Below are 24,219 nucleotides of genomic sequence, written 5' to 3'. Positions count from 1 at the left end.
ACGTGAAACACCGCCCCTCGTCGTCTCTGCCTACTTCTTGTAGTCCTTCAGGCAGAGCAGGAAGTCCTTGCCGTCACCGCTCTCGGTGTACGTGTACTGGAAGTCCTTCGCCTCGGCCTCGCACTTGCTGGAAGCCAGGGTGTCCGTGAGGAACGAGCCCTCGATCTTGGCCAGCACCTTGTACTGGGCCTTGGCGTCGTCGCACTTCACGACTTCCAGGTCCGGGTTGTTGTCGCTGGTGCTGCCGCGGTGCATGCAGTCGCCGACGGCGGCCGTGTTGGCGTCGTCCCGGCTCGTTACGTAGCCGACGATGGCGATGGTCGCCACGGCTATGACGACGAGTATGTTCTTGATCGTCTTGAAGCTGAGCTTGCGGCCGGACGGCTGCGGGGGAACCGGAGCATACGGAGCCGCGCCCTGGGGCGGGAAGCCGGGCTGCCCGGGCTGCTGCGGGTAACCGCCCTGGGGCGGGAACGGAGCCTGGGGTGCAGCCGCGGGCTGGTTCTGTGCGAACGGATTGCCCTGGGGCGGCGGAGTAGTCACTTGGGGTCCCCCTAGAACATGGTGAGTGACGCGAACATGTCGCGAGATAAGACCCACGTAAGGTAGCGGTCCCCACTGACAACGCAGTAGTCAGAAGTGGCTCTGTGTCATTGATGTGACACTTACTGGCGGCCAAACCGGGCCATAGCCACAGCTACTGCCGCGTAGATAACGGCGATCGTGATCACCAGCGGCACGGATCGGCCGTCCGGCGGCAGCATCAGGGCCGCGACGGCGGCCGCGCCGACGAAGAAGACGTTGAAGAGGACGTCGTAAACCGAGAAGATCCGGCCACGGAAGCTGTCCTCCACCGAGGACTGGACGATGGTGTCGGTGGCGATCTTCGCGCCCTGGGTGGTCAGCCCCAGAACAAAGGCCGCGGCCAGCAGCGGGACGGTGGCGAACGGCAGCCCGAGAGCGGGCTCCAGCAGCGCCGCGGCGCCCGCGCACACGACGATCCAGCGGCCCGGCCCGAGCCGCCCCGCGGTCCAGGGCGTCACCACGGCCGCCGCGAAGAATCCCGCCCCGGAGACGCCCAACGCCAGCCCCAGGAGGGCCAGTCCGTCGTCCGTGGTCGAGGTGAGGGCGTAGCGGCAAAGCATCAGCAGCATGACCAGCAGGGCGCCGTAGCAGAACCGCATCAGCGACATCGCCGCGAGCGCCCAGGCGGCCTGCCGGCGCTGTGGAGCGGCCAGATGACGTACGCCTGCCGCCAGATCGCGGGCGGTGCCCGTGAGGGCCGTCCGGATCTGCTCGCGCGGCAAGGGCCGGTCAGGGCCGAGGAGTTCCCGCGCCATGCTCAGCGACGCCAGGGCCGCGCACAGATACAGCCCGGCCCCCACGAGCACCACAGCGGCGTCCGAGTCCGCCACGGCCAGGCGTACGACGAAGGCGAGTCCGCCGCCGGCGGTCGCCGCCAGCGTTCCGGCGGTCGGTGACAGGGAGTTGGCGAGGACCAGGCGATCGGCGTCGACCACACGCGGCAGAGCGGCGGACAAACCTGACAGGACGAAGCGGTTGACGGCGGTGACACACAGAGCCGAGACGTAGAAGAGCCAGTCCGGAGCCGGACTGAGGATCAGCACGGCCGTGGCGCAGGCCAGCGCAGCGCGCAACAGACTCCCGTACAGCAGGACCTGACGGCGCCGCCAGCGGTCCAGCAGGACACCGGCGAAGGGGCCGACGAGGGAGTACGGAAGCAGCAGCACCGCCATCGCGGAGGCGACCGCGGCCGCCGAGGTCTGCTTCTCCGGTGAGAAGACCACATACGCGGCGAGCGCGACCTGGTAGACGCCGTCGGCACCCTGGGACAGCAGGCGCACGGCGAGCAGGCGCCGGAAACCCTGGAAGCGCAACAGGACGCGCAGGTCACGGACGACGGCCATGGGGCCCAGCCTCACATACGGGGAGGGTCCCCGGGTCGTACGACCCGGGGACCCACACAGCCCTGGCAGGAGCGACTGCTGCGCGCGTCAGCGCTCGACCTCACCCTTGATGAACTTCTCGACGTTCTCGCGGGCCTCGTCGTCGAAGTACTGCACGGGCGGGGACTTCATGAAGTAGCTCGACGCCGACAGGATCGGACCGCCGATGCCGCGGTCCTTGGCGATCTTCGCGGCGCGCAGGGCGTCGATGATGACGCCGGCGGAGTTCGGGGAGTCCCAGACCTCGAGCTTGTACTCCAGGTTCAGCGGGACGTCACCGAAGGCGCGGCCCTCGAGGCGGACGTAGGCCCACTTGCGGTCGTCCAGCCAGGCGACGTAGTCGGACGGGCCGATGTGGACGTTGCCCTCACCCAGGTCGCGGTCGCGGATCTGGGAGGTGACGGCCTGCGTCTTGGAGATCTTCTTCGACTCGAGGCGGTCTCGCTCGAGCATGTTCTTGAAGTCCATGTTGCCGCCGACGTTCAGCTGCATCGTGCGGTCCAGGATGACGCCCCGGTCCTCGAACAGCTTCGCCATCACGCGGTGCGTGATGGTGGCGCCCACCTGGGACTTGATGTCGTCGCCGACGATCGGGACGCCCGCCTCGGTGAACTTGTCGGCCCACTCCTTCGTGCCGGCGATGAAGACCGGGAGGGCGTTGACGAAGGCGACCTTGGCGTCGATGGCGCACTGGGCGTAGAACTTCGCCGCGTCCTCGGAGCCGACGGGCAGGTAGCAGACGAGGACGTCGACCTGCTGGTCCTTGAGGACCTGCACGACGTCGACCGGCTCCTCGGCGGACTCCTCGATGGTCTCGCGGTAGTACTTGCCGAGGCCGTCGAGGGTGTGGCCGCGCTGCACCGTGACACCCGTGCTGGGCACGTCGCAGATCTTGATGGTGTTGTTCTCGGAGGCGCCGATGGCGTCCGCCAGGTCGAGACCGACCTTCTTGGCGTCCACGTCGAACGCGGCGACGAACTCGACGTCGCGGACGTGGTACTCGCCGAACTGGACGTGCATCAGGCCCGGCACCCTGGACGCCGGGTCGGCGTCCTTGTAGTACTCGACTCCCTGCACCAGCGATGCGGCGCAGTTGCCCACACCGACGATGGCTACGCGAACCGAACCCATTCCGGTTGCTCCCTGTGTGTACGAGTGAGGCCCTGAGTGGGCTCTCACGTGGCGGTGTCGCCAGGCGTATCCGGCCGGGGGTCGTCCCCCGGCCGGGGCAGGACGCCCGACGTTCCAGATGTGGTGTCACGCGAAGCGGGCTCTTCGGTGGCCGGGCCCTTGAGGTCCCGCCCTGCCCGCTCGCTCTCGATGAGCTCGTTCAGCCAGCGCACCTCGCGCTCCACGGACTCCATTCCGTGGCGCTGAAGTTCGAGCGTGTAGTCGTCGAGGCGCTCCCGGGTCCGGGCCAGGGACGCGCTCATCTTCTCCAGCCGCTCTTCCAGCCGGCTGCGGCGGCCCTCCAGCACACGCATACGGACATCGCGTGAGGTCTGCCCGAAGAAGGCGAAACGGGCTGCGAAGGTTTCGTCCTCATACGCGTCCGGCCCGGTCTGCGAGAGAAGCTGCTCGAAGTGCTCCTTACCGTCCGCCGTCAACCGGTAGACGATCTTGGCGCGGCGCCCCGTGAGCGGGGCGGCGAGGGCGTCCTCGGAGGTGCTGCCCGTTTCCTCGATCAACCAGCCGTTGGCGACCAGCGTCTTGAGGCAGGGGTAGAGCGTCCCGTAGCTGAAGGCACGGAACACACCCAGCGATGTGTTGAGCCGTTTGCGCAGCTCATAGCCGTGCATCGGAGATTCGCGGAGCAGGCCGAGTACGGCGAACTCGAGGATCCCGGAACGCCGGCTCATCGTCGCCTCCTCTCGCCGCGGTGCGCGTGTAACAGTCCGATATGTCGGGCCGATGTGTCGAGCTGATGTATCGAGTCGATACATCACGACGATAGAACGGCCTTCCGGATGCGACAAGAGGGGGGTGGGTGAACGGGATCACATCACCGATTCATCCGACGCGAGTTGCCTGATTTGAGGTGAACTTCGGGGCTCGGCAGGTTTTGGTGGTGCGTAGTCTGTGCGCCATGCACATCACCGGGAACCGAGTGACGCCTGAGAGCGTCGTCGTCTTCGGTGTAGTACGGGTGCATGCGGGACCGATGAATGCGGAGCCGACCGCATCCGTACTTCGGGGGGACCGGAAACTAGCCGCCGTTTCCAGGCGCGCAGGGGTGCGCCTGCCCGAGGAGTAGTCGTTCGATGAGCGAGCACCGTCGCAAACCGCCGCAGCCGCAGGGAGGCGGACGTGCCGCGGCCCGACGCGGTCAGTCCGGCTCGGCCTCCGGCCGCCGCGCGGCACCGCGAGGCGCCACCGAGTCTCCGTCCGACTCCTATGGGTCGGGCTCGTACGACTCGGGGGGTGAGGAGCGCCAGTACGGCAGCCGAGCCGAGGCCCGTCGTGCGGCGCAGAGAAGTACGGGTGGCAGCCGCCGCAGAGCGGCCGAACCGGCCCGTGGCGGCCGGCGCGCCGCCCCTGGCGGGCCGAACGGGCCCGGGCGGGGCCGGGGACGCGCGGCCGCCGTCCCCGACAAGAAGCGGCTGATCGACTATCCGCGAGCGGGCAAGTACGGCTGGCAGCGCTGGATGCCGTCCTGGAAGCTCGTCTCCGGACTGTGCATCGCCTTCTTCGGCAGCCTGGTGGCCGTGGCGGGCATCGGCTACGCCATGGTGGGCGTCCCCAACGAGGAGAACGCTGCTGCCCGGTCGCAGAACAACGTCTACTACTGGGCCGACGGCACCCAGATGGTCGCGGCGGGCAGCGGGCAGAACCGGCAGAACGTCCCGCTCGCGAAAATCCCCAAAGCCATGCGGTGGGCGGTGATCTCGGCCGAGAACAAGAGCTTCTACGACGACTCCGGTGTCGACCCCATGGGTATCGCCCGGGCCCTGGCGAACATGGCCCGGGGCGGCGACACGCAGGGTGGTTCGACGATCACCCAGCAGTTCGTCAAGAACACCTACCTGAGCCAGGAACAGACGGTCAGCCGTAAGTTCAAGGAGATGTTCATCTCGATCAAGGTGGGCACGAAGCTCTCCAAGGACGACATCCTCCAGGGATACCTGAACACCTCGTACTACGGCCGTGGCGCGTACGGCATCCAGGCCGCCGCCCAGGCCTACTACGGCAAGGAGGCGTACCAGCTCACACCGAGCGAGTGTGCCTTCCTCGCCGCCCTCCTGAAGGGCCCGACGTACTACGACCCCGCGGGCAACGACAGTATCGACACGAACGCGAGCAGGGACAAGAACACGAAGCGGTCCAAGGACCGCTGGGCCTGGATCCTCGAGCAGATGCACAACGACAAGAGGATCACGGACAAGCAGTACCAGGACGCGATCAAGAAGTACCCCATGCCCGACCCGCGCAAGGCGTCCAAGGGCATGACCGGTCAGATCGGGTATCTGGCGGACACGGCCAAGAAGTACGTCCTGAATCACTCGAACATCTCCGAGAAGCAGTTCGACCTGGGTGGCTACCAGATCAAGACGACCTTCAAGAAGGAGAACGTCGAGGCGCTGGCGAAGGCCGTCAAGAAGGTCGAGAAGGAGAAGCTCGACCCGGAGAACCGTGAGCTGGACAAGCACGTCCAGTTCGGTGCGGCGTCGGTGAAGCCCAACGACGGGGCGATCGTCGCGCTCTACGGCGGCGCGGGGTACGAGAACGGCCACTTCAACAACAACGCGGACACCTCGGGTGTCCCCGTCGGTTCGACATGGAAGCCGTTCGTGCTCGCCGCCGCGATGGAGCACGGCACCTACCGGAGCAACGGTCCCCTCTCGCCGCTGAGCAAGTACAACGGCAACGACCACCTCAAGGTCAAGAACAACGACGGAACCTACGTCCTGAAGAAGGACAACACACCGTTCTTCCAGGAGAACGAGAGCGACTACCCCTGGGGCTACATCTCCTTGCGCAAGGCGATGGAGCAGTCCGTCAACACGCCGTTCGTGCAGCTCGGCATGGACGTGGGGATGAAGAACGTGGCCGACCTGGCCGAGAAGTCCGGCATCCTGGACAGCAGCTTCGCCGGTCTCAACGCTTCGTTCGCGCTCGGTACGTCGACTCCCAGTGCGATCCGAATGGCCGACGCCTACGCGACGTTCGCCGCGGCGGGCAAGCAGGCCGCCCCGTACTCGGTGACCAGCGTCAAGTCCAACGGCCGGGACGTCGAGGGCTTCGAGAAGCCGAGGGTCACGCGGGCGATGTCCGAGCAGGTGGCCAACAACGTCACGAACGTTCTGGAGAACGTCATCCAGAACGGAACGGGCAAGAAGGCGCTTTCCCTGGGCCGTACGGCGGCCGGCAAGACCGGTACCACCGACGAGAACAAGTCGGCCTGGTTCGTCGGCTACACGCAGCAGCTGTCGACCTCGGTCGCGATGTTCCGCGAAGACCCCAAGAGCGCCAGGCTGCTCTCCATGAACGGCACGGCGGGTGAGAAGTCCATCCACGGTGGTGACGTCCCGACGCTGGTCTGGACCGAATACATGAAGGCCGCGCTGAAGGGCGAGCCTGACCTCGGTTTCCCGGACGCCGAGGAGATCGGCGAGATCCAGGACGAGGTGGGCGCCCCGACGCCGACCCCGACGCCCAGCGTCGAGCCCAGCGAGACCGTGACCGAGTCGCCGAGCCCCACGCCGACCGCGAGCTCGTCGCCGTCGCCGTCGCCGAGCGACACCTGCGGGTTCTTCGGTTGTGAGGAGGACGGTGGCGCGCAGAACGGCGGCACTGGCAATGGAGGCACAGACGGAGGGGTTTCCCCGGAGCCGACACCGACCGATACGAACGTGGATGGCGGCAACAGCAGGGGCAACGGCAACGGAGGCATCTTCGGAGGCCCTGAGGGATAGCCGACCGATCGCCCGGCTTGGGTTTTTCACGTGAAACGCGAGGGTGTTTCACGTGAAACAAGGGCCGCCGTCCCTTCGAGGGACGGCGGCCCTCGGCGTATTCCCAGGCACGTACGGCAGGATGTGCGACATGCCCAGTGCAGAATCGACGCAAGCGAGCGTCCATGAGCCGGAGCCGGTGCGGCCGACCAAGGAGGACGAGGTCGCCGCGGCCGGCAGCGAGCTGATCGGCGGCCCGCTCGGGCGGCGCGCCCTGCTCGGGTCGTCCTGGTGGACGCCCGTGCGGGTCATCGCGCTGGTGGCGATCGGCATGTTCGCCCTCGGCCTGGTCCAGAAGGCGCCCTGCTACAACGGCGCCTGGTTCTTCGGCGCCAGCTCCCAGTACACGCACGCGTGCTACTCGGACATCCCGCACCTGTACCAGGGGCGCGGCTTCGCCGACGGGCTCGTGCCGTACTTCGACCGGCTTCCCGGCGACATGCAGTACCTGGAGTACCCGGTGCTCACCGGCGTCTTCATGGAGGTCGCCTCCTGGCTCACGCCCGGCAGCGGCGCCATCCAGGACCAGGAGCAGTGGTACTGGATGGTCAACGCCGGAATGCTCATGGTGTGTGCGTCCGTCATCGCCGTCTGCGTGACCCGCACCCACGCCCGGCGCCCCTGGGACGGCCTGCTCGTCGCTCTGGCGCCCGCCGCCGCACTGACGGCGACCATCAACTGGGACCTCCTCGCGGTCGCCCTGACGGCCGCGGCGATGCTGATGTGGTCACGTGGCCGCTCCCTCGCCTTCGGCGTCCTGCTGGGGCTTGCCACGGCCGCCAAGCTCTATCCCTTCCTGCTCCTCGGGCCACTGATGGTGCTGTGCTGGCGCGCGGGCAGGTGGCGCGAGTTCGGGACGGCTCTGGGGGGCGCGATCGTCGCCTGGGTCGTCGTGAACGGGCCGGTGATGCTTTTCGCCTTCGAGGGCTGGTCGAAGTTCTACACGTTCAGCCAGGAAAGGGGCGTCGACTTCGGCTCCTTCTGGCTGATCATGGCCCAGAACTCGGACGACCCCCTCAGCACCGACACCGTCAACACACTGGCGACGCTGCTGATGCTGGTGTGCTGTGCGGCTGTCGCGGCCCTCGCACTGACCGCCCCGCGCCGCCCGCGGTTCGCTCAGCTCGCCTTCCTAATCGTCGCGGCGTTCATCCTCACCAACAAGGTCTACTCGCCGCAGTACGTCCTGTGGCTGGTGCCGCTGGCCGCTCTGGCCCGGCCGAAGTGGCGGGACTACCTGATCTGGCAGGCCTGCGAGGTGGCGTACTTCCTCGGGATCTGGCTGTACCTCGCCTACACGACCAGCGGAGAGGCTCACAAGGGCCTGCCCACCGACGGCTACCACTGGGCCATCGGCCTGCATCTGCTGGGGACGCTGTATCTGTGCGTGATGGTCGTGCGCGACATCTTCATGCCGGAGCGGGATCCGGTGCGCCGGTCCGGTGACGACGATCCCTCGGGCGGAGTCCTCGACGGCGCTGCGGACGTTTTCGTCTTCGGTCCAGCGGCACGCCCCCGGCAGCAGGTGACCGCCCAGTTCGACGGGCCGCCGGTCGAATGGGGCAGGCCGGGCGCGACGGGCGGTTCGCTCTGAGCGAACGGCGCGAGACGCCGTAGCCGGGAACGCAGAAGGCCGTACACGGGACGCCGTGTACGGCCTTCTTGCTGTCCTGCGAGGGACGGTGCGCCGCGACGGTCAGCGATCCACGATCCGGTCGAACTGCGTGGTGGTGTGCCGCAGATGGGCCACCAGCTCCTCACCGACCTTCGGCTCGGGCGCGTCCGCCGGGACGAACAGGATCGAGACCTGCATGTGCGGCGGCTCCGCGAACCAGCGCTGCTTGCCGCCCCAGACGAACGGAGAAAGGTTCCGGTTCACCGTCGCGAGGCCGGCGCGGGCGACTCCCTTGGCGCGCGGCATGACGCCGTGCAGGGCCTTGGGAGCCTCCAGGCCCACTCCGTGTGACGTACCGCCCGCCACGACCACCAGGAAGCCGTCGGAGGCCGCCTTCTGCTGCCGATAGCCGAAACGGTCGCCCTTGGCGACACGCGTGACGTCCAGGACCGCGCCGCGGTACTCGGTGGCGTCGTGGTCCCCCAGCCACAGCCGCGTTCCGATGCGGGCCCGGAAGCGGGTCTGCGGGAACTGCTGCTGGAGCCGGGCGAGGTCCTCGGCCTTGAGGTGGCTGACGAACATGGTGTGCAGGGGCAGCCGGGCGGCACGCAGCCGGTCCATCCAGCCGATGACCTCCTCGACGGCGTCCGAGCCGTCGGTGCGGTCCAGCGGGAGGTGGATGGCGAAGCCTTCCAGGCGGACGTTCTCGATGGCGGCGTGCAGCTGCGCCAAGTCCTGCTCGCTGATGCCGTGCCGCTTCATCGAGGACATCACCTCGATCACCACGCGGGCGCCGACCAGGCCGTAGACACCGTCTATCGACGAGACGGAACGGATGACCCGGTCCGGCAGCGGCACCGGCTCCTCGCCCCGCCGGTACGGCGTCAGCACCAGCAGGTCACCGCCGAACCAGTCCTTTATGCGGGCTGCCTCGTACGTCGTGCCGACGGCCAGGACGTCCGAACCCAGCCGGGTGGCCTCCTCCGCCAGCCGCTCGTGCCCGAAGCCGTAGCCGTTGCCCTTGCAGACCGGTACGAGGCCCGGGAACTGTTCCTGCACGTGCTTGTGGTGCGCACGCCAGCGCGCGGTGTCGACGTAGAGCGTGAGCGCCATGGCCGGACCTGGAACCTTTCTCGTGGTGCCGTGTATCGGCGGTTTCCGTGTGTCAGAGGTATGGAAGCACTGAACGGGACATCAGCGGCGGGACATGTAGATGTCGAGCGCCTTGTGCAGCAGCTTGTTCAGCGGGAAGTCCCACTCGCCGAGGTACTCGGCCGCCTGGCCGCCGGTACCCACCTTGAACTGGATCAGACCGAAGAGGTGGTCGGTCTCGTCCAGCGAGTCGGAGATACCGCGCAGGTCGTAGACGGTGGCGCCGAGCGCGTAGGCGTCCCGCAGCATCCGCCACTGCATCGCGTTCGAGGGCCGGACCTCACGTCCGATGTTGTCGGAGGCGCCGTAGGAGTACCAGACGTGCCCGCCGACGATCAGCATCGTGGCGGCCGACAGGTTCACGCCGTTGTGGCGGGCGAAGTACAGCCGCATGCGGTTGGGGTCCTCGGTGTTGAGGGCCGTCCACATGCGCTGGAAGTACGACAGGGGGCGCGGCCGGAAGTGGTCGCGCACGGCGGTGATCTCGTACAGCCGCTGCCATTCCTCGAGGTCCTGGTAGCCGCCCTGGACGACCTCGACGCCGGCCTTCTCGGCCTTCTTGATGTTGCGGCGCCACAGCTGGTTGAAGTTCTTGTGGACCTCTTCCAGGGAGCGGTTCGCCAGCGGCACCTGGTACACGTAGCGGGGCTGGACGTCACCGAAGCCGGCACCGCCGTCCTCGCCCTGCTGCCAGCCCATGCGGCGCAGCTTGTCGGCCACCTCGAAGGCGCGCGGCTCGATGTGGTCGGCCTCGATGTCACGCAGGCGCTTGACGTCCGGGTTCTGGATGCCCGCCTTGATGGAGGGGGCTTCCCAGCGCCGGATGATCACCGGCGGGCCCATCTTCACGGAGAAGGCGCCCTGCTGCTTCAGGTGCGCCAGCATCGGTTCGAGCCATTCCTGCAGATTCGGCGCGAACCAGTTGATGACCGGCCCCTCGGGCAGGTAGGCGAGGTAGCGCTTGATCTTGGGAAGCTGCCGGTAGAGGACCAGACCGGCACCGACCATCTCGCCGGTGCGGTCGTCGAACCAGCCGAGGTTCTCGGAGCGCCACTCCGCCTTGACGTCAGCCCAGGCCGGGACCTGCATGTGGCTCGCCGACGGCAGGCTCTGGATGTAGGCCAGATGCTGCTCGCGACTGATGGTCCTCAGGGTCAGGCTCATTTAGGGGCGCTCCTCGGGCTGGTGTGTCCCCATGGGTACAGGGGCTCCGGCTCTCGCGCGAAGCCTACTGCGCCTTGGGAGCGCGCCGGTTGGGCGTACGGGACCTTCGCCCCGGCCCGAGGCCGGCCGGGGCGTCACCCGGTGTTCAGATGAGGGTGTCCTGGCGTCAGCCGATGAGGCCGCCGTGCGCCATGCCCAGGAAGAACCCGACCCCCGATGCGCCCAGGCCCAGGATCAGGCCGAAGCGCTCCCGGGTCGTCTCCGAGATCCACTGGCCGTACGCGCCGGTGAGGATGCCCACGAGACCGGCCCAGGAGCTGAGCAGATGCAGGTCCTCGTCGATGATCGCCGTGAGGAACGACATGAGGCCGAGCACCAGGGTCACCGCGAGCAGGGCGTCCTGGAGGGGATGGGGCTTGCCGTCCGTGGCGAAGAGGCCGCCGGCGGGGTTGGGTCGCAATGCCTGTGCCATAGGGCACCTCCTGCGAAAGTCGGCGCATCGTAGCGCCATACACACCCGATGTGTACAGATTGGCTGCCCTGACGGCCGGATTTCAACCGCAAGCCGCTGTGCGGGTACTCTGTACCGTCCGCACCGGTGTCTGCCCACGTCATGGCAGGGGCTTCTCGTCAGAACCCCCGACTGTCAGTGGTGGCCGATACCGTTGCTACGCATCACAACCCTCCTGCCACGGAACGACCGTGGCCGCTGAGTCCAAAGGAGGTGGGTTCCACATGCGTCACTACGAGGTGATGGTCATCCTCGACCCCGAGGTCGAGGAGCGCGCTGTCTCTCCGCTGATCGAGAACTTCCTCTCTGTCGTCCGTGACGGCGGCGGAAAGGTCGAGAAGGTCGACACCTGGGGCCGTCGTCGTCTCGCGTACGAGATCAAGAAGAAGCCCGAGGGCATCTACTCGGTCATCGACCTGCAGGCCGAGCCTGCGGTCGTCAAGGAGCTCGACCGCCAGATGAACCTGAACGAGTCGGTCCTCCGGACCAAGGTCCTCCGTCCCGAGACCCACTGAGCTTCCAGCTCAGCTGATTCCGGGATTCGAGTAGCAAGCAGCCAGAGCAAACCCGCCGAGAGGTTCCCCCATGGCAGGCGAGACCGTCATCACGGTTGTCGGCAATCTTGTCGACGACCCCGAGCTGCGCTTCACCCCCTCGGGTGCGGCGGTCGCGAAGTTCCGTGTCGCGTCCACCCCCCGCACCTTCGACCGCCAGACGAACGAGTGGAAGGACGGCGAGAGCCTCTTCCTCACCTGCTCGGTCTGGCGTCAGGCGGCGGAGAACGTCGCCGAGTCGCTCCAGCGAGGCATGCGCGTCATCGTGCAGGGTCGGCTGAAGCAGCGGTCCTACGAGGACCGTGAGGGTGTCAAGCGCACGGTCTACGAGCTGGACGTCGAGGAAGTCGGCGCCAGCCTGCGCAACGCCACGGCCAAGGTCACCAAGACCACCGGTCGCGGTGGACAGGGCGGCCAGGGTGGTTACGGCGGCGGTGGCGGCGCCCAGGGTGGCGGCGGCTGGGGCGGCGGCCCCGGTGGCGGCCAGCAGGGTGGCGGCGCTCCCGCCGACGACCCGTGGGCGACCGGCGCTCCCGCCGGTGGCAACCAGGGCGGTGGCGGTGGCTGGGGTGGAAACTCCGGCGGCGGCAGTGGCGGCGGCTACTCGGACGAGCCCCCCTTCTAGGGGCGGGTTCGCACTCACACTTCTTGATCACACAGGAGAAACACCATGGCTAAGCCGCCTGTGCGCAAGCCGAAGAAGAAGGTCTGCGCATTCTGCAAGGACAAGGTCACGTACGTGGACTACAAGGACACGAACATGCTGCGGAAGTTCATTTCCGACCGCGGCAAGATCCGTGCCCGCCGCGTGACCGGCAACTGCACGCAGCACCAGCGTGACGTCGCCACGGCCGTGAAGAACAGCCGTGAGATGGCGCTGCTGCCCTACACCTCCACCGCGCGATAAGGGAAGGGTGACCGACTCATGAAGATCATCCTCACCCACGAGGTCTCCGGCCTCGGTGCCGCGGGCGACGTCGTCGACGTCAAGGACGGTTACGCTCGCAACTACCTGATCCCGCGGAAGTTCGCTATCCGCTGGACCAAGGGTGGCGAGAAGGACGTCGAGCAGATCCGTCGTGCTCGCAAGATCCACGAGATCCAGACCATCGAGCAGGCCAACGCTGTGAAGGCCCAGCTCGAGGGCGTCAAGGTCCGTCTGGCCGTCCGCTCCGGCGACGCCGGTCGTCTCTTCGGTTCCGTCACCCCGGCCGACATCGCTTCCGCGATCAAGGCTTCCGGTGGCCCCGAGGTCGACAAGCGCCGCATCGAGCTCGGCTCGCCGATCAAGACGCTGGGCGCTCACGAGACGTCCGTGCGTCTGCACCCCGAGGTTGCCGCCAAGGTCAACATCGAGGTCGTCGCGGCCTGAGTGCCGCGCTGAAGCAGTAAGCGATGGGGCCGCACCCTCAGGGGTGCGGCCCCATTCGTCTCTGCTGGGTGGTGGCCTGCCGGGCGGCTCCATGTTTCACGTGAAACACCGCGTTTCTGTCGAGCAGCCCCTGTTTCACGTGAAACAGGCAGCGTTTCACGTGAAACGCTCAGCGGGTCGCGCCCGTCACGATCCAGCGGCCCGATCGGCTACGAAGCCACAGGGTCAGCATCCGCACCGTCATCATCAGCGTCATCGTGGCCCAGAGGGCCGTGAGCCCACCGCCCAGTACAGGTACCAGCAGAGCGGCCGGTGTGAACACCGCCAGGGTGAGCAGCATCGCCCAGGCGAGGTAGGGGCCGTCGCCGGCGCCCATCAGTACGCCGTCCAGGACGAAGACGATGCCGGAGATCGGCTGGGAGAGAGCGACGATGATCAGGGCGGGCAGCGCCACGTCCATGACGGCCGGGTCGCTGGTGAACAAGGGCAGGAAGACCGGTCGGGCGAGAACCACCAGGACGCCGAGGACGACGCCGACGGCGATACCCCACTCCACCATGCGGCGGCACGCCTCCCGGGCGCCTTGGGTGTCACCGGCTCCGAGGTAGCGACCGATGATGGCCTGCCCGGCGATGGCGATGGCGTCGAGGGCGAAGGCCAGCAGGCTCCACAGGGAGAGGATGATCTGGTGGGCGGCCATGTCGGCATCCCCGAGACGGGCGGCGACCGCCGTGGCGATCATCAGGACCGCCCGCAGCGAGAGGGTGCGCACCAGTAGGGGGACACCGGCTTGTGCGGAGGCCCTGATCCCAGCGGCATCCGGGCGCAGCGAAGCCCCGTGCTTGTGTGCCCCTCGCAGAACCACTACGAGGTAGACCGCGGCCATGCCGCACTGGGCGATGACGGTGCCCCACGCGGAACCTGCGATCCCCAGATCCGCACCGTAGACGAGCCCGGCATTGAGGGCACCGTTGGCGACGAAGCCCGCGATGGCGACATAGAGCGGGGTTCTTGTGTCATGCAGCCCGCGCAGGACACCCGTCGCGGCCAGGACGACGAGCATGGCCGGTATGCCGAGAACGGAGATGCGCAGATACGTGATCGCGTAGGGAGTTGCCGCGTCCGAAGCGCCGAAGAGATCAACGAGGTGGGGTGCCGTGGGCAGCGCGACGGCGACGACGGCAGCGCCGAGGAGCAGAGCCAGCCAGATACCGTCCATGCCTTGTCGGATGGCCGCTTGGAGGTCGCCCGCGCCGACACGACGGGCCACCGCGGCTGTTGTGGCGTAAGCGAGGAAGACGAAGACGCTGACGGCCGTCATCAACAGGGCCGAGGCGACGCCGAGACCGGCGAGTTGAGCCGTGCCCAGATGGCCCACGATGGCGGTGTCGGCCATGAGGAAGAGGGGCTCGGCGACGAGGGCACCGAAGGCAGGCACGGCCAGCGCGATGATCTCTCGATCGTGCTGTCTCCGGCCGGAGGGGTGGCGCGCGGGGGCCTGTGTCATGTGCACCAATCTAATCGTCCACAGGTAAGAGATGCAAAGGATTCGAGACCCTTACTTTCCGTCTCGGTGTGCGCACTGCTGTGCAGTGTTCGAGGTGATCTTGGGCCGGTTGGGAAAGTTTTTCTTCTGCACAGCCCGTGGACGGCAAAGGCGCAGGTCAGTGGGCCTGCTCTGCTAGGAGTGGGGGCTTGTTCACAGGCCTGTCCACCGGGTCGTGCACAGGTTTCGCGGAGTTCTCCACAGCATCTGGGCCGTCGTCCACATGGCCTGTGGATAACCAGATTGGCTGACGCTGCCGACAGGCCTACGGTAGTCCGGCGCCCGCTCCGTCCGCCGGTTTCCAAAACGCCACAAAACCGGCGCGAGCCAACCGGAGTTGGGCCTCTTATTTGTCAGTGCCGTGCCGTAGAACAGAGGGGCACGGCTAGGTCTGCTTCGGCGGACGGGAGGAGGTGGCTCGGTGAGCATTTCCGAGCCCTTGGACGACCCCTGGGCCGACAGCGGTCCCAGTGATCGTCTGCCCGCTTCCCGCCGACGTGGTGACGGAGCCCGGGGCCGCGACGAACAGCACGAGCGCGGCAGGGACAACGGGGCGTGGGACGGTGGATCGTCCCCGTCGTTCGAGCGGGTACCGCCGCAGGACATCGACGCCGAGCAGTCCGTCCTGGGCGGCATGCTCCTGTCCAAGGACGCCATCGCCGACGTCGTCGAGATCCTGAAGGGCCACGACTTCTACAAACCGGCCCACGAGACGATCTACCAGGCCGTCCTCGACGTCTACGCCAAGGGCGAGCCGGCCGACCCCATCACGATCGCCGCCGAGCTGACCAAGCGCGGCGAGATCAACAAGGTCGGCGGGGCCTCGTATCTGCACACCCTCGTCCAGACGGTGCCCACGGCGGCCAACGCGGCGTACTACGCGGAGATCGTTCACGAGCGGGCCGTCCTGCGCCGCCTGGTCGAGGCCGGTACGCGCATCACGCAGATGGGATACGCGGCCGACGACGACGTCGACGAGATCGTCAACCGCGCCCAGGCGGAGGTCTACGCGGTCACCGAGCAGCGCACCAGTGAGGACTACCTCCCGCTCGGCGACATCATGGAGGGCGCGCTCGACGAGATCGAGGCGATCGGCTCGCGCAGCGGCGAGATGACCGGGGTGCCGACCGGGTTCACGGACTTCGACTCGCTCACCAACGGCCTGCACCCGGGGCAGATGATCGTCATCGCTGCCCGTCCCGCCATGGGTAAGTCGACACTGGCCCTGGACTTCGCCCGGGCCGCGTCGATCAAGCACAACCTGCCGAGCGTCATCTTCTCCCTGGAGATGGGGCGCAACGAGATCGCGATGCGCCTGCTGTCCGCCGAAGCCCGCGTCGCCCTTCACCACATGCGGTCCGGCACCATGACGGACGAGGACTGGACGCGTCTGGCGCGCCGAATGCCCGAGGTCTCGTCCGCACCGCTCTATATCGACGACTCCCCGAACCTGTCGATGATGGAGATTCGCGCCAAGTGCCGTCGGCTGAAGCAGCGCAACGACATCAGGCTCGTGATCATCGACTATCTGCAACTGATGCAGGCCGGGGGCTCCAAGCGCTCCGAGAGCCGTCAGCAGGAGGTCTCGGACATGTCCCGGAACCTCAAGCTCCTGGCCAAGGAGCTGGAGGTTCCGGTGATCGCGCTGTCCCAGCTCAACCGTGGTCCCGAGCAGCGCACGGACAAGAAACCGATGGTGTCCGACCTGCGTGAGTCGGGCTCCATCGAGCAGGACGCCGACATGGTGATCCTTCTGCACCGCGAGGACGCGTACGAGAAGGAGTCGCCCCGGGCGGGCGAGGCGGACATCATCGTGGGCAAGCACCGAAACGGCCCGACGGCGACGATCACGGTGGCCTTCCAGGGACACTACTCACGGTTCGTGGACATGGCCCAGACCTGATCCGACCAGGTCTCACAGCCCCTGCCCAAATGTGCTCGACGCGGGACTGCCGGCCGGGTGGACTGGGCCCATGACGACATCTCAGGGAGAGTTGCTTCCCGGCACCCGTCGCGCTCTGTTGCACCGCATCGCCGTCGCGCAGGCCGAGGGACGGGCTCCGTCGCTTGTCGCGGCCGTCGTGCGGGACGGTACGACGGTGTGGACGGGCGCACGGACCTCGGTGGAGGGGCACGCGCCGGACGAGAACGTGCAGTACCGGATCGGTTCGATCACCAAGACCTTCACGGCGGTTCTCGTACTACGGCTGCGCGACGAGGGCGCTCTGGATCTGGGTGATCCGCTCGAGAAGCATCTGCCGGGCACCGGCGTGGGGGAGGCGACCGTCGGTGAACTCCTCGCGCACACGGGGGGATTGGCGGCCGAGTCTCCGGGCCCGTGGTGGGAGCGGAGCCCCGGATCCCTGCGGCCCGAGCTGACCGACGTACTGGGTGATCGCCCCCTGCTGACCCCGCCAGGCCGCCGGTTCCACTACTCGAACCCGGGCTACGCCCTGCTCGGCGCGCTGATCGAGAAGCTCCGCGGGGCTTCCTGGGAGGATGTCCTTCGGCGTGAAGTGCTCGAACCTCTGCGGCTGCATCGCACGAGTGTGCGGCCGCAGGCGCCCCACGCGGGTGGCTGGGCCGTGCATCCCTGGGCCGACGTGATGCTTCCCGAGCCCACCGAGGATCTGGGGCGCATGGCGCCGGCCGGTCAACTCTGGTCCACGCCCGGTGACTTGGCGCGGTTCGCGGCCTTCCTGCTCAACGGCGACGAGCGGGTGCTGAGTGCCGGATCGGTGAGGGAGATGAGGACGCCGGCCGCGCCCCACGAGGCGGCGGACGTGGCGAGCGGTTACGCCTACTGCCTGGGCATGGAGATCCGGCGACGGAACGGACGGTCCCTCGTCGGCCACACCGGGTCGCTGCCCGGTTTCCTCGCCTGCCTCATGATCAGCGTCGAGGACGATGTGGCGGCGATCGCCCTGGCCAACTCCACGTCAGGACCGCTGCTGTTCCCCGTCGCCGCCGACCTGGTCCGTATCGTCGCCGATGCGGAGCCGCGGATCCCCGCACCGTGGAAGCCGCTCCGTGATGTCGACCCGTCGCTGCTGGAGCTGACGGGGCAGTGGTACTGGGGGACGCACGCCTTCGCTCTGCGACTGACGGCCGACGGGCTCGTCTCCTTGGGGCCGTTGACCGGCGGAGGCCGCCGATCGCGGTTCCGCCCGAACGGTGACGGCACCTGGACGGGACTGGAGGGGTACTACGCCGGCGAGTTTCTGAAGGCCGTACGGCGGCCGGACGGGGCCGTGAGCCACCTGGACCTCGGCTCGTTCGTGTTCACGCGTCAGCCGTACGACGAGGGTGCTCCTGTGCCGGGTGGTGTCGACCCCGAGGGATGGCGCGGAATCGGTTAGCGCGGTGGGATGCCTGGGCGTCCTGTTTCACGTGAAACAGGACGCCCAGCCCATCGGTCACAGCTGGAGCTTGAAGCCGGTGTGGGAGGCCGTGAACCCGAGGCGCTCGTAGAAGCGGTGGGCGTCGGTGCGCGTCTTGTCAGAGGTCAGCTGGATCAACTGGCACCTCTCGTTCCGGGATTCTTCGATCGCCCACTCGATGAGCTGGGTTCCCAGGCCGCTGCCGCGCTCGTCCGCATGGATGCGCACCCCTTCGACGATCGACCTGGTTGCACCCCTTCGGGAGAGCCCGGGAATGATCGTGAGCTGGAGTGTGCCGACGACCCTGCCCTCCCGGACCGCCACGACCAGGCGCTGGTTCGGGTCCGCGCTGAGCCGCTCCAGCGCGGCCAGGTATGGAGCGAGGTCGTCCGGCGACTCGCGCTGTGCGCCCAGTGGGTCGTCAGCGAGCATGGCGACGATCGCAGGGACGTCGTCGGCGACGGCGGCACGTATCTCAAGATCTCCCATGGACGCACCTTACGCAGAGTCGGCGGTGCGCAGCTGCCGCACGCCGACTCTGTGCTCGGGCGCCCTATGCGGGCACCGGAGCCTTCAGTGTCTCCACAACTCGGACCAGGGGTGCCAGCTCGGGGTTCTTTGCCGCTTCGTCGAGGGCTTCGCGCAGGGCGGCGTCATTGGTCGGACGTGCCGCTTCCAGCAACTCGAGGCCCGCCGCGGTGACGTTGGTGTAGATGCCCCGGCGGTCGGTGGGACACAGGTAACGCTCCAGGAGCCCCCGGTCCTCCAGCCGGGTGACCAGGCGCGTGGTGGCGCTCTGGCTGAGAACGACCGCGTCGGCGACCTGCTTCATCTGCAGATGGCCCCCGTCCCCGTCGTGCTGCCGGCTGAGTACGTCCAGCAGGGAGTACTCGCGTGCGCTGAGGTCGTGCCCGGCCTGCAGGGCGCGCTCGATGTTGGCCTCGATCCTCCCGTGGAGCAGGGAGAGGGCGCACCAGCTCTGGGCGAGAGCGGTGAGCGCGGGGTCCGTCGCTGTCATTGGCGTTTCCTCCGTCCCGGAGCGGCTGACACCCAGGATAGAGCAGAACCGCAATTGACGGCGTTTGCACATAGCCCGCGTATGCAATTATTGTGGACGCATGCTAAGCGCTCCTGCAATCGTCTGGAAGGTAACCCCTCCATGCCTCTCGCGCTTCTGGCCCTCGCGATCGGGGCCTTCGGGATCGGAACGACGGAATTCGTGATCATGGGCTTGCTGCCCGAGGTCGCGGCCGACTACGGGGTCCCCATCCCCACCGCCGGTTACCTGGTGACCGGCTACGCGCTCGGCGTCATGGTCGGCGCGCCGCTGATGACCGTGCTCGGCACCAAAATCTCCCGCAAGCGGATGCTGATGCTGCTGATGGGCCTCTTCATCGTGGGGAACCTGCTCTCGGCCCTCGCCCCCGCCTTCTCCGTCATGCTGATCGGCCGGATCGTCGCCTCGCTGGCCCACGGCGCCTTCTTCGGCATCGGGTCGGTCGTCGCGGCGGACCTCGTCGCTCCGGACAAGAAGGCCGGTGCCATCGCGATGATGTTCACCGGTCTGACCGTCGCCAACGTCGTCGGTGTCCCGCTGGGCACGCTCGTCGGGCAGTCCGTCGGCTGGCGGGTGACCTTCGGCATCGTCGCCGCCCTCGGCGTCGTCGGCCTGGCCGGCATCGCCCGGCTCGTCCCCGACATGCCCAAGGCGGAGGGCGTGCGTCTGCGACACGAGCTGGCCGCGTTCAAGAACGTGCAGGTCCTCCTCGCGATGGCCATGACCGTCCTGGGCTTCGGCGGTGTCTTCGCGGCCATCACGTACATCGCGCCGATGATGACCCACGTCGCGGGCTTCGCCGACGCCTCCGTCACCTGGCTGCTGGTCCTCTTCGGCCTAGGCATGGTCGGCGGCAACCTGGTCGGCGGCAGGTTCGCCGACCGCGCCCTGATGCCCATGCTGTACGTCTCCCTGGGTGCCCTGGCCGTCGTCCTGGCCCTGTTCACCCTCACCGCCCACGACAAGCTGCTCTCGGCGATCACCATCGCGCTCATCGGTGCCCTGGGCTTCGCCACCGTGCCGCCGCTGCAGAAGCGCGTGCTCGACCAGGCGCACGGCGCCCCGACCCTGGCCTCCGCGGTGAACATCGGCGCCTTCAACCTCGGCAACGCGCTCTCCGCCTGGTTGGGCGGCCTGGTGATCGCGGCGGGCCTCGGCTACACCGCCCCCAACTGGGTCGGTGCCGCCCTGGCCGCCGGTGCTCTGGTCCTGGCCTTCCTCTCGGCCGCCCTGGAGCGCCGCGCCGATGGGCCCAGCACCGTCGTCACGGGAGCCGCACCAGCTGAGCAGCGCGCTGCCGTCCGCCACTGAGCGACGGGACCACCTGCCACCTGCTCCATGACCCGGAACGACCGCAAGTCCTCCAGGAGAACCCCTTCATGAGCACCACCACCGCAGTCGCCCCGCTGACCACCCAGGACGCCGATGTCCTCGTGGCCGCAGCCCGACGTGCCGCCGAGGTCGCAGGCGTCACCGTCAGTGTCACCGTCCTGGACGCGGGCGGCCATCTGCTCGCCTTCCGGCGTGACGACCGAGCCGTGCTGATCTCCGGCGAGACCAGCACCCGCAAGGCCTACACGGCGCTCCAGCTGAACGCGCCCACCGCCGACCTGGTGGACGCGGTGCAGCCCGGAGGCCTCTTCCACACGCTGCCGACCGCGCTCGACCGGCCGCTGCTGTTCATCGCCGGTGGCGTCCCGGTGCACCGCGAGGGCCGACTGATCGGCGCGATCGGCGTCGGCGGCGGTGCCCCGGAGGAGGACCACGGCTTCGCCACGGCCGCCGTGGAGGCTCTCGCCTGACCCGGTCCCTGCAGCGCGACGACGCCGGTTCCCCGTCCCCGGGGAGCCGGCGTCGTCGTATCGGGTTCGTCAGCCCGCCGCGACCGTGACCGGCGCGAACCGCCGGGTCCAGTCGCCGGGCAACTCGGCGATCCCGTACGCCATCACCGAGTTGAAGGCGACGGATCGCAGGCCGCGCTCCTTCACCCACGCGAGGAGTTCCTCGTGCCGCACGTCGATGTCGGTGCGCAGGGGACGGTCGGTGTGGGCGGCAAGGGAGGCGATGAGAGCCTGGGCCACCGACGTGTCGCGTGCGATGAGCGGCCCGACGACGTGGGTGTCCATGTTGGGCCAGGCGGCCGCGTACCCGATGATCCGCCCGCCGCCCTCGGCCACGCGCAACTGGTCGGCGAATGCCGGCAGTCTGGTGACGATGTGTGTGCGGTCGCTCCCGAACACCTGCTCGTCGAGACGGAGGATCGCGGTGAGGTCCTCGGCGGTGGCGGTGCGGGTGGCGACGTCCGGTTCCGGTCCGCCGGGAGTGAAGCGCCCCAGGACCATCTCGGCCTGTCCTGTGACCTTGAAGCCGAGTTCCTCGTAGAGGGGGCGGCCGTTCGGCGTCGCGTGCAGAGTGAGGGGCGTGGTGCCCATCGCCGAGACGACGTGCCGCATCAGCCGCCGTCCCACGCCCTGCCGGGCATGCCGTCCGGCGACCAGGACCATGCCGACCGCGGCGAGGGCGGGCTCCTGCGGTCCGTACTCGGTGACGACACAGGCGCTCACCAGACCACCCTCGGGGTCGTCGATGCCGTAGCCCTTCCCGGCCGTGAGCAGGAAGCCCCACTTGTGCTCCTCCCGTGGCCACCCCCGGTCCTCGGACAAGTCGGCGCAGGCGGCTTGATCGTGGAGCGTCAGACGACGGATGGGCAATGAGGCAAGGGAAGGAGTCGGCACGCAGGTCAGGCTGTCCGACGAGGGCCCCTGACGTCCACCTGTTTCAGCGGAGACGTACGAGCTTTTGGCCAGTTGTCGCCGCCCGCACAGGACGCGGACCGGTGCCGGATGTTTCACGTGAAACAGGTAAGAACGCCGGGCGTCCGGTCGGGACGCTGAACGGGGCTTTCCGGCCTCATCGTTGACGGACTTGGCGATTCGCGTCGTGCCCTCATTCGTGACGAGTGAAGGGGGGACTTGTGTGCACGGCAGTGGCCGGTAGGGTCGAGTCCGGTTCGCATCCGGGACGGGACGCCCTGCCCAGTATGGGGCAGTGCAGGGCAATGCAGCCTAACGGGACGGAGAGATCGAAGACCCGCGTTTCCGGGTATGCGCCGGAAGCGGGCAGGCGGGTGGGAAGCTCGATGAGAGTCACTGCGGCCAATGTCACACTCTCGCCTTACTTGTCCGTACGGAGCCGGAATACGGGTTGAATGTGGCCGCGTTGGCCGCGACAAGGATGGGAACGAGACCGTCCACGGGGGAAGCAGGCACCTTCCGGCTTCGGAAGTGCGCAGACCGACCGAAAGATGCTCGAGGCGAGGCACACCATGGACGCTCCGACCACCACGTCGGCCGACAACGGCACTTCTGGCGGCGGGGGCGACTGGTTCACACCCCGCAAGAACCCGACGACAGCACCGGAAAGCGCCGCCGCTGGTACGCCGGACAGCACGGCGGAAGGGCGTCGACCGGCCACGATACGCCCGGTGGGCAGGCCCGGCTCCGCCCCGGAAGCACCGGCAGACGCCACATCCAGGCTCCCCGGCTCGACATCCCGCAGCACGGACACCGGTCGGCCCGACCAAGCGCGTGAACATCCGGCCGCGATACCCACGCCTGCCCCTCCGGCCGTACAGCACGCTCCGTCCCCCGCTGCGGCTTCCGGCCCCACCACCGTCTCGTCGCCGGGCCCCGCACCCACGGCGCTCACCCCGACGCCCTTCGCCTCCACCGTGGCTCCGCCCCGCACTCACCCCGAACAGCGGGTTCCCGCCCAGGAACACGCACCGGTGCCACCCTCAAGCCAGGCCACCACTCCACCGGCCGAAGAGGGCTCCCCTGACGCCCTCCTCATCCGCCGCACCATGGCCGAGGTCGCGCCGGTCGCCGACAAGGTCACGTCGTACTTCTACGCCCTGCTCTTCGTCCGCCACCCCGACCTGCGGTCGCTGTTCCCAGCCGCGATGGACACCCAGCGGGACCGGCTCCTCAGAGCGCTGCTCACAGCCGCCGAGCACATCGACAACAAGGACGTCCTCGTCGACTACCTGCAAAAACTCGGCCGGGGCCACCGCAAGTACGGGACGCGGGCCGAGCACTACCCGGCCGTCGGCGAGTGCCTCATCGGCGCGCTGAGCAAGTACGCCGCCGGGGTGTGGAACGCGGAGACGGAGGCGGCCTGGATCCGGGCCTACACCACGATCTCCCAGGTCATGATCGACGCAGCGGCCGCGGACGAACTGCGTGCCCCGGCCTGGTGGTACGCCGAGATCGTCACGCACGACCTGAGAACGCCGGACGTCGCGGTGGTCACCGTCCGACCCGACCAGCCGTACCCGTTCCTCGCCGGGCAGTACACGAGCGTGGAGACGCCCTGGTGGCCGCGGATCTGGCGGCACTACTCGTTCGCGTCGGCGCCCCGGTCCGACGGTCTGCTGTCGTTCCACGTCAAGGCCGTACCGGCCGGCTGGGTCTCCAACGCCCTGGTGCACCGTGCCCGCCCCGGCGACATCATCCGGCTCGGCCCGCCCGCGGGTTCCATGACCGTCGACCACACCACCGACAACGGCCTGCTCTGCCTGGGCGGCGGCACGGGCATAGCGCCCATCAAGGCCCTGGTCGAGGATGTCGCCGAGCATGGCGATCGCCGGTCGGTCGAGGTCTTCTACGGTGCCCGCACCGACCAAGACCTGTACGACATCGACACCATGCTCCGCCTCCAGCAGACCCACCCCTGGCTTTCGGTCCGCGCGATCATCGACCAGCAGGCGCACCTGCAGTTGCCGGACGCCATACGCAGCTACGGGCCGTGGGACCAGTTCGACGCCTACCTCTCGGGCCCGCCCGGGATGATCCGCAGCGGTGTGGACGCCTTGCGGGACATCGGTATCCCGTCGGACCGCATACGGCACGACTCCGTGGAGGAACTGGTCGCGACCGGAAGCTGATCAG

Annotated in this window: 22 protein-coding genes; 11 read left to right on the top strand and 11 right to left on the bottom strand. The window is 68.1% G+C overall.

The window, feature by feature from the left end:
- Positions 1–30 precede the first annotated feature (30 nt).
- From ABT116_RS13140 to ABT116_RS13125, 4 genes are all read right to left on the bottom strand, one after another.
- Entirely contained in the window at positions 31–543 is a 513-nt protein-coding gene (locus tag ABT116_RS13140) for an LppU/SCO3897 family protein (protein ID WP_351631835.1), read from the bottom strand.
- A 122-nt stretch (positions 544–665) separates the two neighbouring features.
- The gene (locus tag ABT116_RS13135; RefSeq protein WP_351631832.1) at positions 666–1,928 is read right to left on the bottom strand and encodes an MFS transporter; all 1,263 of its coding nucleotides are present in this window, start codon (positions 1,926–1,928) and stop codon (positions 666–668) included.
- An 87-nt stretch (positions 1,929–2,015) separates the two neighbouring features.
- The gene (locus tag ABT116_RS13130) at positions 2,016–3,098 is read right to left on the bottom strand and encodes an inositol-3-phosphate synthase (protein ID WP_351631830.1); all 1,083 of its coding nucleotides are present in this window, start codon (positions 3,096–3,098) and stop codon (positions 2,016–2,018) included.
- Positions 3,099–3,142: 44 nt separating this feature from the next.
- On the bottom strand, positions 3,143–3,826 hold the full coding sequence (locus ABT116_RS13125; protein ID WP_351631827.1) for a PadR family transcriptional regulator: 684 nt from the start codon (positions 3,824–3,826) through the stop codon (positions 3,143–3,145).
- A gap of 402 nt (positions 3,827–4,228) precedes the next feature.
- Here ABT116_RS13125 and ABT116_RS13120 point away from each other — a divergent pair, with 402 nt between their 5' ends.
- A complete protein-coding gene (locus ABT116_RS13120; protein ID WP_351631824.1) occupies positions 4,229–6,880 on the top strand; it encodes a transglycosylase domain-containing protein in 2,652 nt (883 codons plus the stop codon).
- 121 nt (positions 6,881–7,001) lie between these two features.
- A complete protein-coding gene (locus ABT116_RS13115) occupies positions 7,002–8,513 on the top strand; it encodes a glycosyltransferase family 87 protein (RefSeq protein WP_351631822.1) in 1,512 nt (503 codons plus the stop codon).
- Positions 8,514–8,615: 102 nt separating this feature from the next.
- On the opposite strand, the gene ABT116_RS13110 is transcribed toward ABT116_RS13115, so the two are convergent.
- The 3 genes from ABT116_RS13110 to ABT116_RS13100 form a co-directional block, all read right to left on the bottom strand.
- The gene (locus tag ABT116_RS13110; protein WP_053670130.1) at positions 8,616–9,647 is read right to left on the bottom strand and encodes an alanine racemase; all 1,032 of its coding nucleotides are present in this window, start codon (positions 9,645–9,647) and stop codon (positions 8,616–8,618) included.
- Between the two features lie 81 nt (positions 9,648–9,728).
- Positions 9,729–10,850 carry a peptidoglycan bridge formation glycyltransferase FemX gene (femX, locus tag ABT116_RS13105; protein WP_351631819.1) on the bottom strand — a complete coding sequence of 374 codons (1,122 nt, stop codon included), beginning with the start codon at positions 10,848–10,850 and terminating at the stop codon, positions 9,729–9,731.
- 166 nt (positions 10,851–11,016) lie between these two features.
- The gene (locus ABT116_RS13100) at positions 11,017–11,322 is read right to left on the bottom strand and encodes a hypothetical protein (protein ID WP_351631817.1); all 306 of its coding nucleotides are present in this window, start codon (positions 11,320–11,322) and stop codon (positions 11,017–11,019) included.
- Between the two features lie 263 nt (positions 11,323–11,585).
- Here ABT116_RS13100 and rpsF point away from each other — a divergent pair, with 263 nt between their 5' ends.
- The 4 genes from rpsF (at position 11,586) to rplI (ending at position 13,287) form a co-directional block, all read left to right on the top strand.
- A complete protein-coding gene (gene rpsF, locus ABT116_RS13095) occupies positions 11,586–11,876 on the top strand; it encodes a 30S ribosomal protein S6 (RefSeq protein ID WP_030847098.1) in 291 nt (96 codons plus the stop codon).
- Between the two features lie 70 nt (positions 11,877–11,946).
- Positions 11,947–12,540: a single-stranded DNA-binding protein gene (locus ABT116_RS13090; RefSeq protein ID WP_351631814.1), complete on the top strand. Its 594-nt coding sequence runs from the start codon at positions 11,947–11,949 to the stop codon at positions 12,538–12,540.
- 45 nt (positions 12,541–12,585) lie between these two features.
- Positions 12,586–12,822, top strand: a complete 237-nt coding sequence (rpsR, locus tag ABT116_RS13085; protein ID WP_003949403.1) for a 30S ribosomal protein S18 — start codon at positions 12,586–12,588, stop codon at positions 12,820–12,822.
- Between the two features lie 18 nt (positions 12,823–12,840).
- Positions 12,841–13,287 carry a 50S ribosomal protein L9 gene (rplI, locus tag ABT116_RS13080; RefSeq protein ID WP_033309881.1) on the top strand — a complete coding sequence of 149 codons (447 nt, stop codon included), beginning with the start codon at positions 12,841–12,843 and terminating at the stop codon, positions 13,285–13,287.
- A gap of 169 nt (positions 13,288–13,456) precedes the next feature.
- Here the strand turns inward: rplI and ABT116_RS13075 are convergent, their stop codons facing one another.
- Positions 13,457–14,794: an MATE family efflux transporter gene (locus ABT116_RS13075; RefSeq protein WP_351631812.1), complete on the bottom strand. Its 1,338-nt coding sequence runs from the start codon at positions 14,792–14,794 to the stop codon at positions 13,457–13,459.
- A 460-nt stretch (positions 14,795–15,254) separates the two neighbouring features.
- Between ABT116_RS13075 and dnaB the strand changes: the two genes are divergently transcribed.
- Complete coding sequence (gene dnaB / locus ABT116_RS13070; RefSeq protein WP_351631809.1) at positions 15,255–16,736, top strand: replicative DNA helicase; 1,482 nt, start codon at positions 15,255–15,257, stop codon at positions 16,734–16,736.
- Positions 16,737–16,806: 70 nt separating this feature from the next.
- The gene (locus ABT116_RS13065) at positions 16,807–18,192 is read left to right on the top strand and encodes a serine hydrolase domain-containing protein (protein ID WP_351631806.1); all 1,386 of its coding nucleotides are present in this window, start codon (positions 16,807–16,809) and stop codon (positions 18,190–18,192) included.
- Between the two features lie 57 nt (positions 18,193–18,249).
- Here the strand turns inward: ABT116_RS13065 and ABT116_RS13060 are convergent, their stop codons facing one another.
- Positions 18,250–18,702 (bottom strand): GNAT family N-acetyltransferase, encoded by a 453-nt coding sequence (locus tag ABT116_RS13060; protein WP_351631804.1) that lies wholly within the window; start codon positions 18,700–18,702, stop codon positions 18,250–18,252.
- 64 nt (positions 18,703–18,766) lie between these two features.
- On the bottom strand, positions 18,767–19,231 hold the full coding sequence (locus tag ABT116_RS13055; protein ID WP_351631801.1) for a MarR family winged helix-turn-helix transcriptional regulator: 465 nt from the start codon (positions 19,229–19,231) through the stop codon (positions 18,767–18,769).
- A 141-nt stretch (positions 19,232–19,372) separates the two neighbouring features.
- On the opposite strand from ABT116_RS13055, the gene ABT116_RS13050 reads away from it, so the two are divergent.
- Together ABT116_RS13050 and ABT116_RS13045 are read left to right on the top strand one after the other, a co-directional pair.
- A complete protein-coding gene (locus ABT116_RS13050) occupies positions 19,373–20,581 on the top strand; it encodes an MFS transporter (protein WP_351631799.1) in 1,209 nt (402 codons plus the stop codon).
- Positions 20,582–20,649: 68 nt separating this feature from the next.
- The gene (locus tag ABT116_RS13045; RefSeq protein WP_351631796.1) at positions 20,650–21,072 is read left to right on the top strand and encodes a GlcG/HbpS family heme-binding protein; all 423 of its coding nucleotides are present in this window, start codon (positions 20,650–20,652) and stop codon (positions 21,070–21,072) included.
- A gap of 69 nt (positions 21,073–21,141) precedes the next feature.
- On the opposite strand, the gene ABT116_RS13040 is transcribed toward ABT116_RS13045, so the two are convergent.
- A complete protein-coding gene (locus ABT116_RS13040; RefSeq protein WP_351631793.1) occupies positions 21,142–22,005 on the bottom strand; it encodes a GNAT family N-acetyltransferase in 864 nt (287 codons plus the stop codon).
- Between the two features lie 569 nt (positions 22,006–22,574).
- Here ABT116_RS13040 and ABT116_RS13035 point away from each other — a divergent pair.
- Positions 22,575–24,215, top strand: a complete 1,641-nt coding sequence (locus tag ABT116_RS13035; RefSeq protein WP_351631790.1) for a globin domain-containing protein — start codon at positions 22,575–22,577, stop codon at positions 24,213–24,215.
- Positions 24,216–24,219 lie beyond the last annotated feature (4 nt).

It is taken from the genome of Streptomyces sp. NPDC002130, assembly GCF_040296465.1.
Lineage (GTDB): Bacteria > Actinomycetota > Actinomycetes > Streptomycetales > Streptomycetaceae > Streptomyces.
This window is presented reverse-complemented; position numbering and strand designations above follow the sequence as displayed.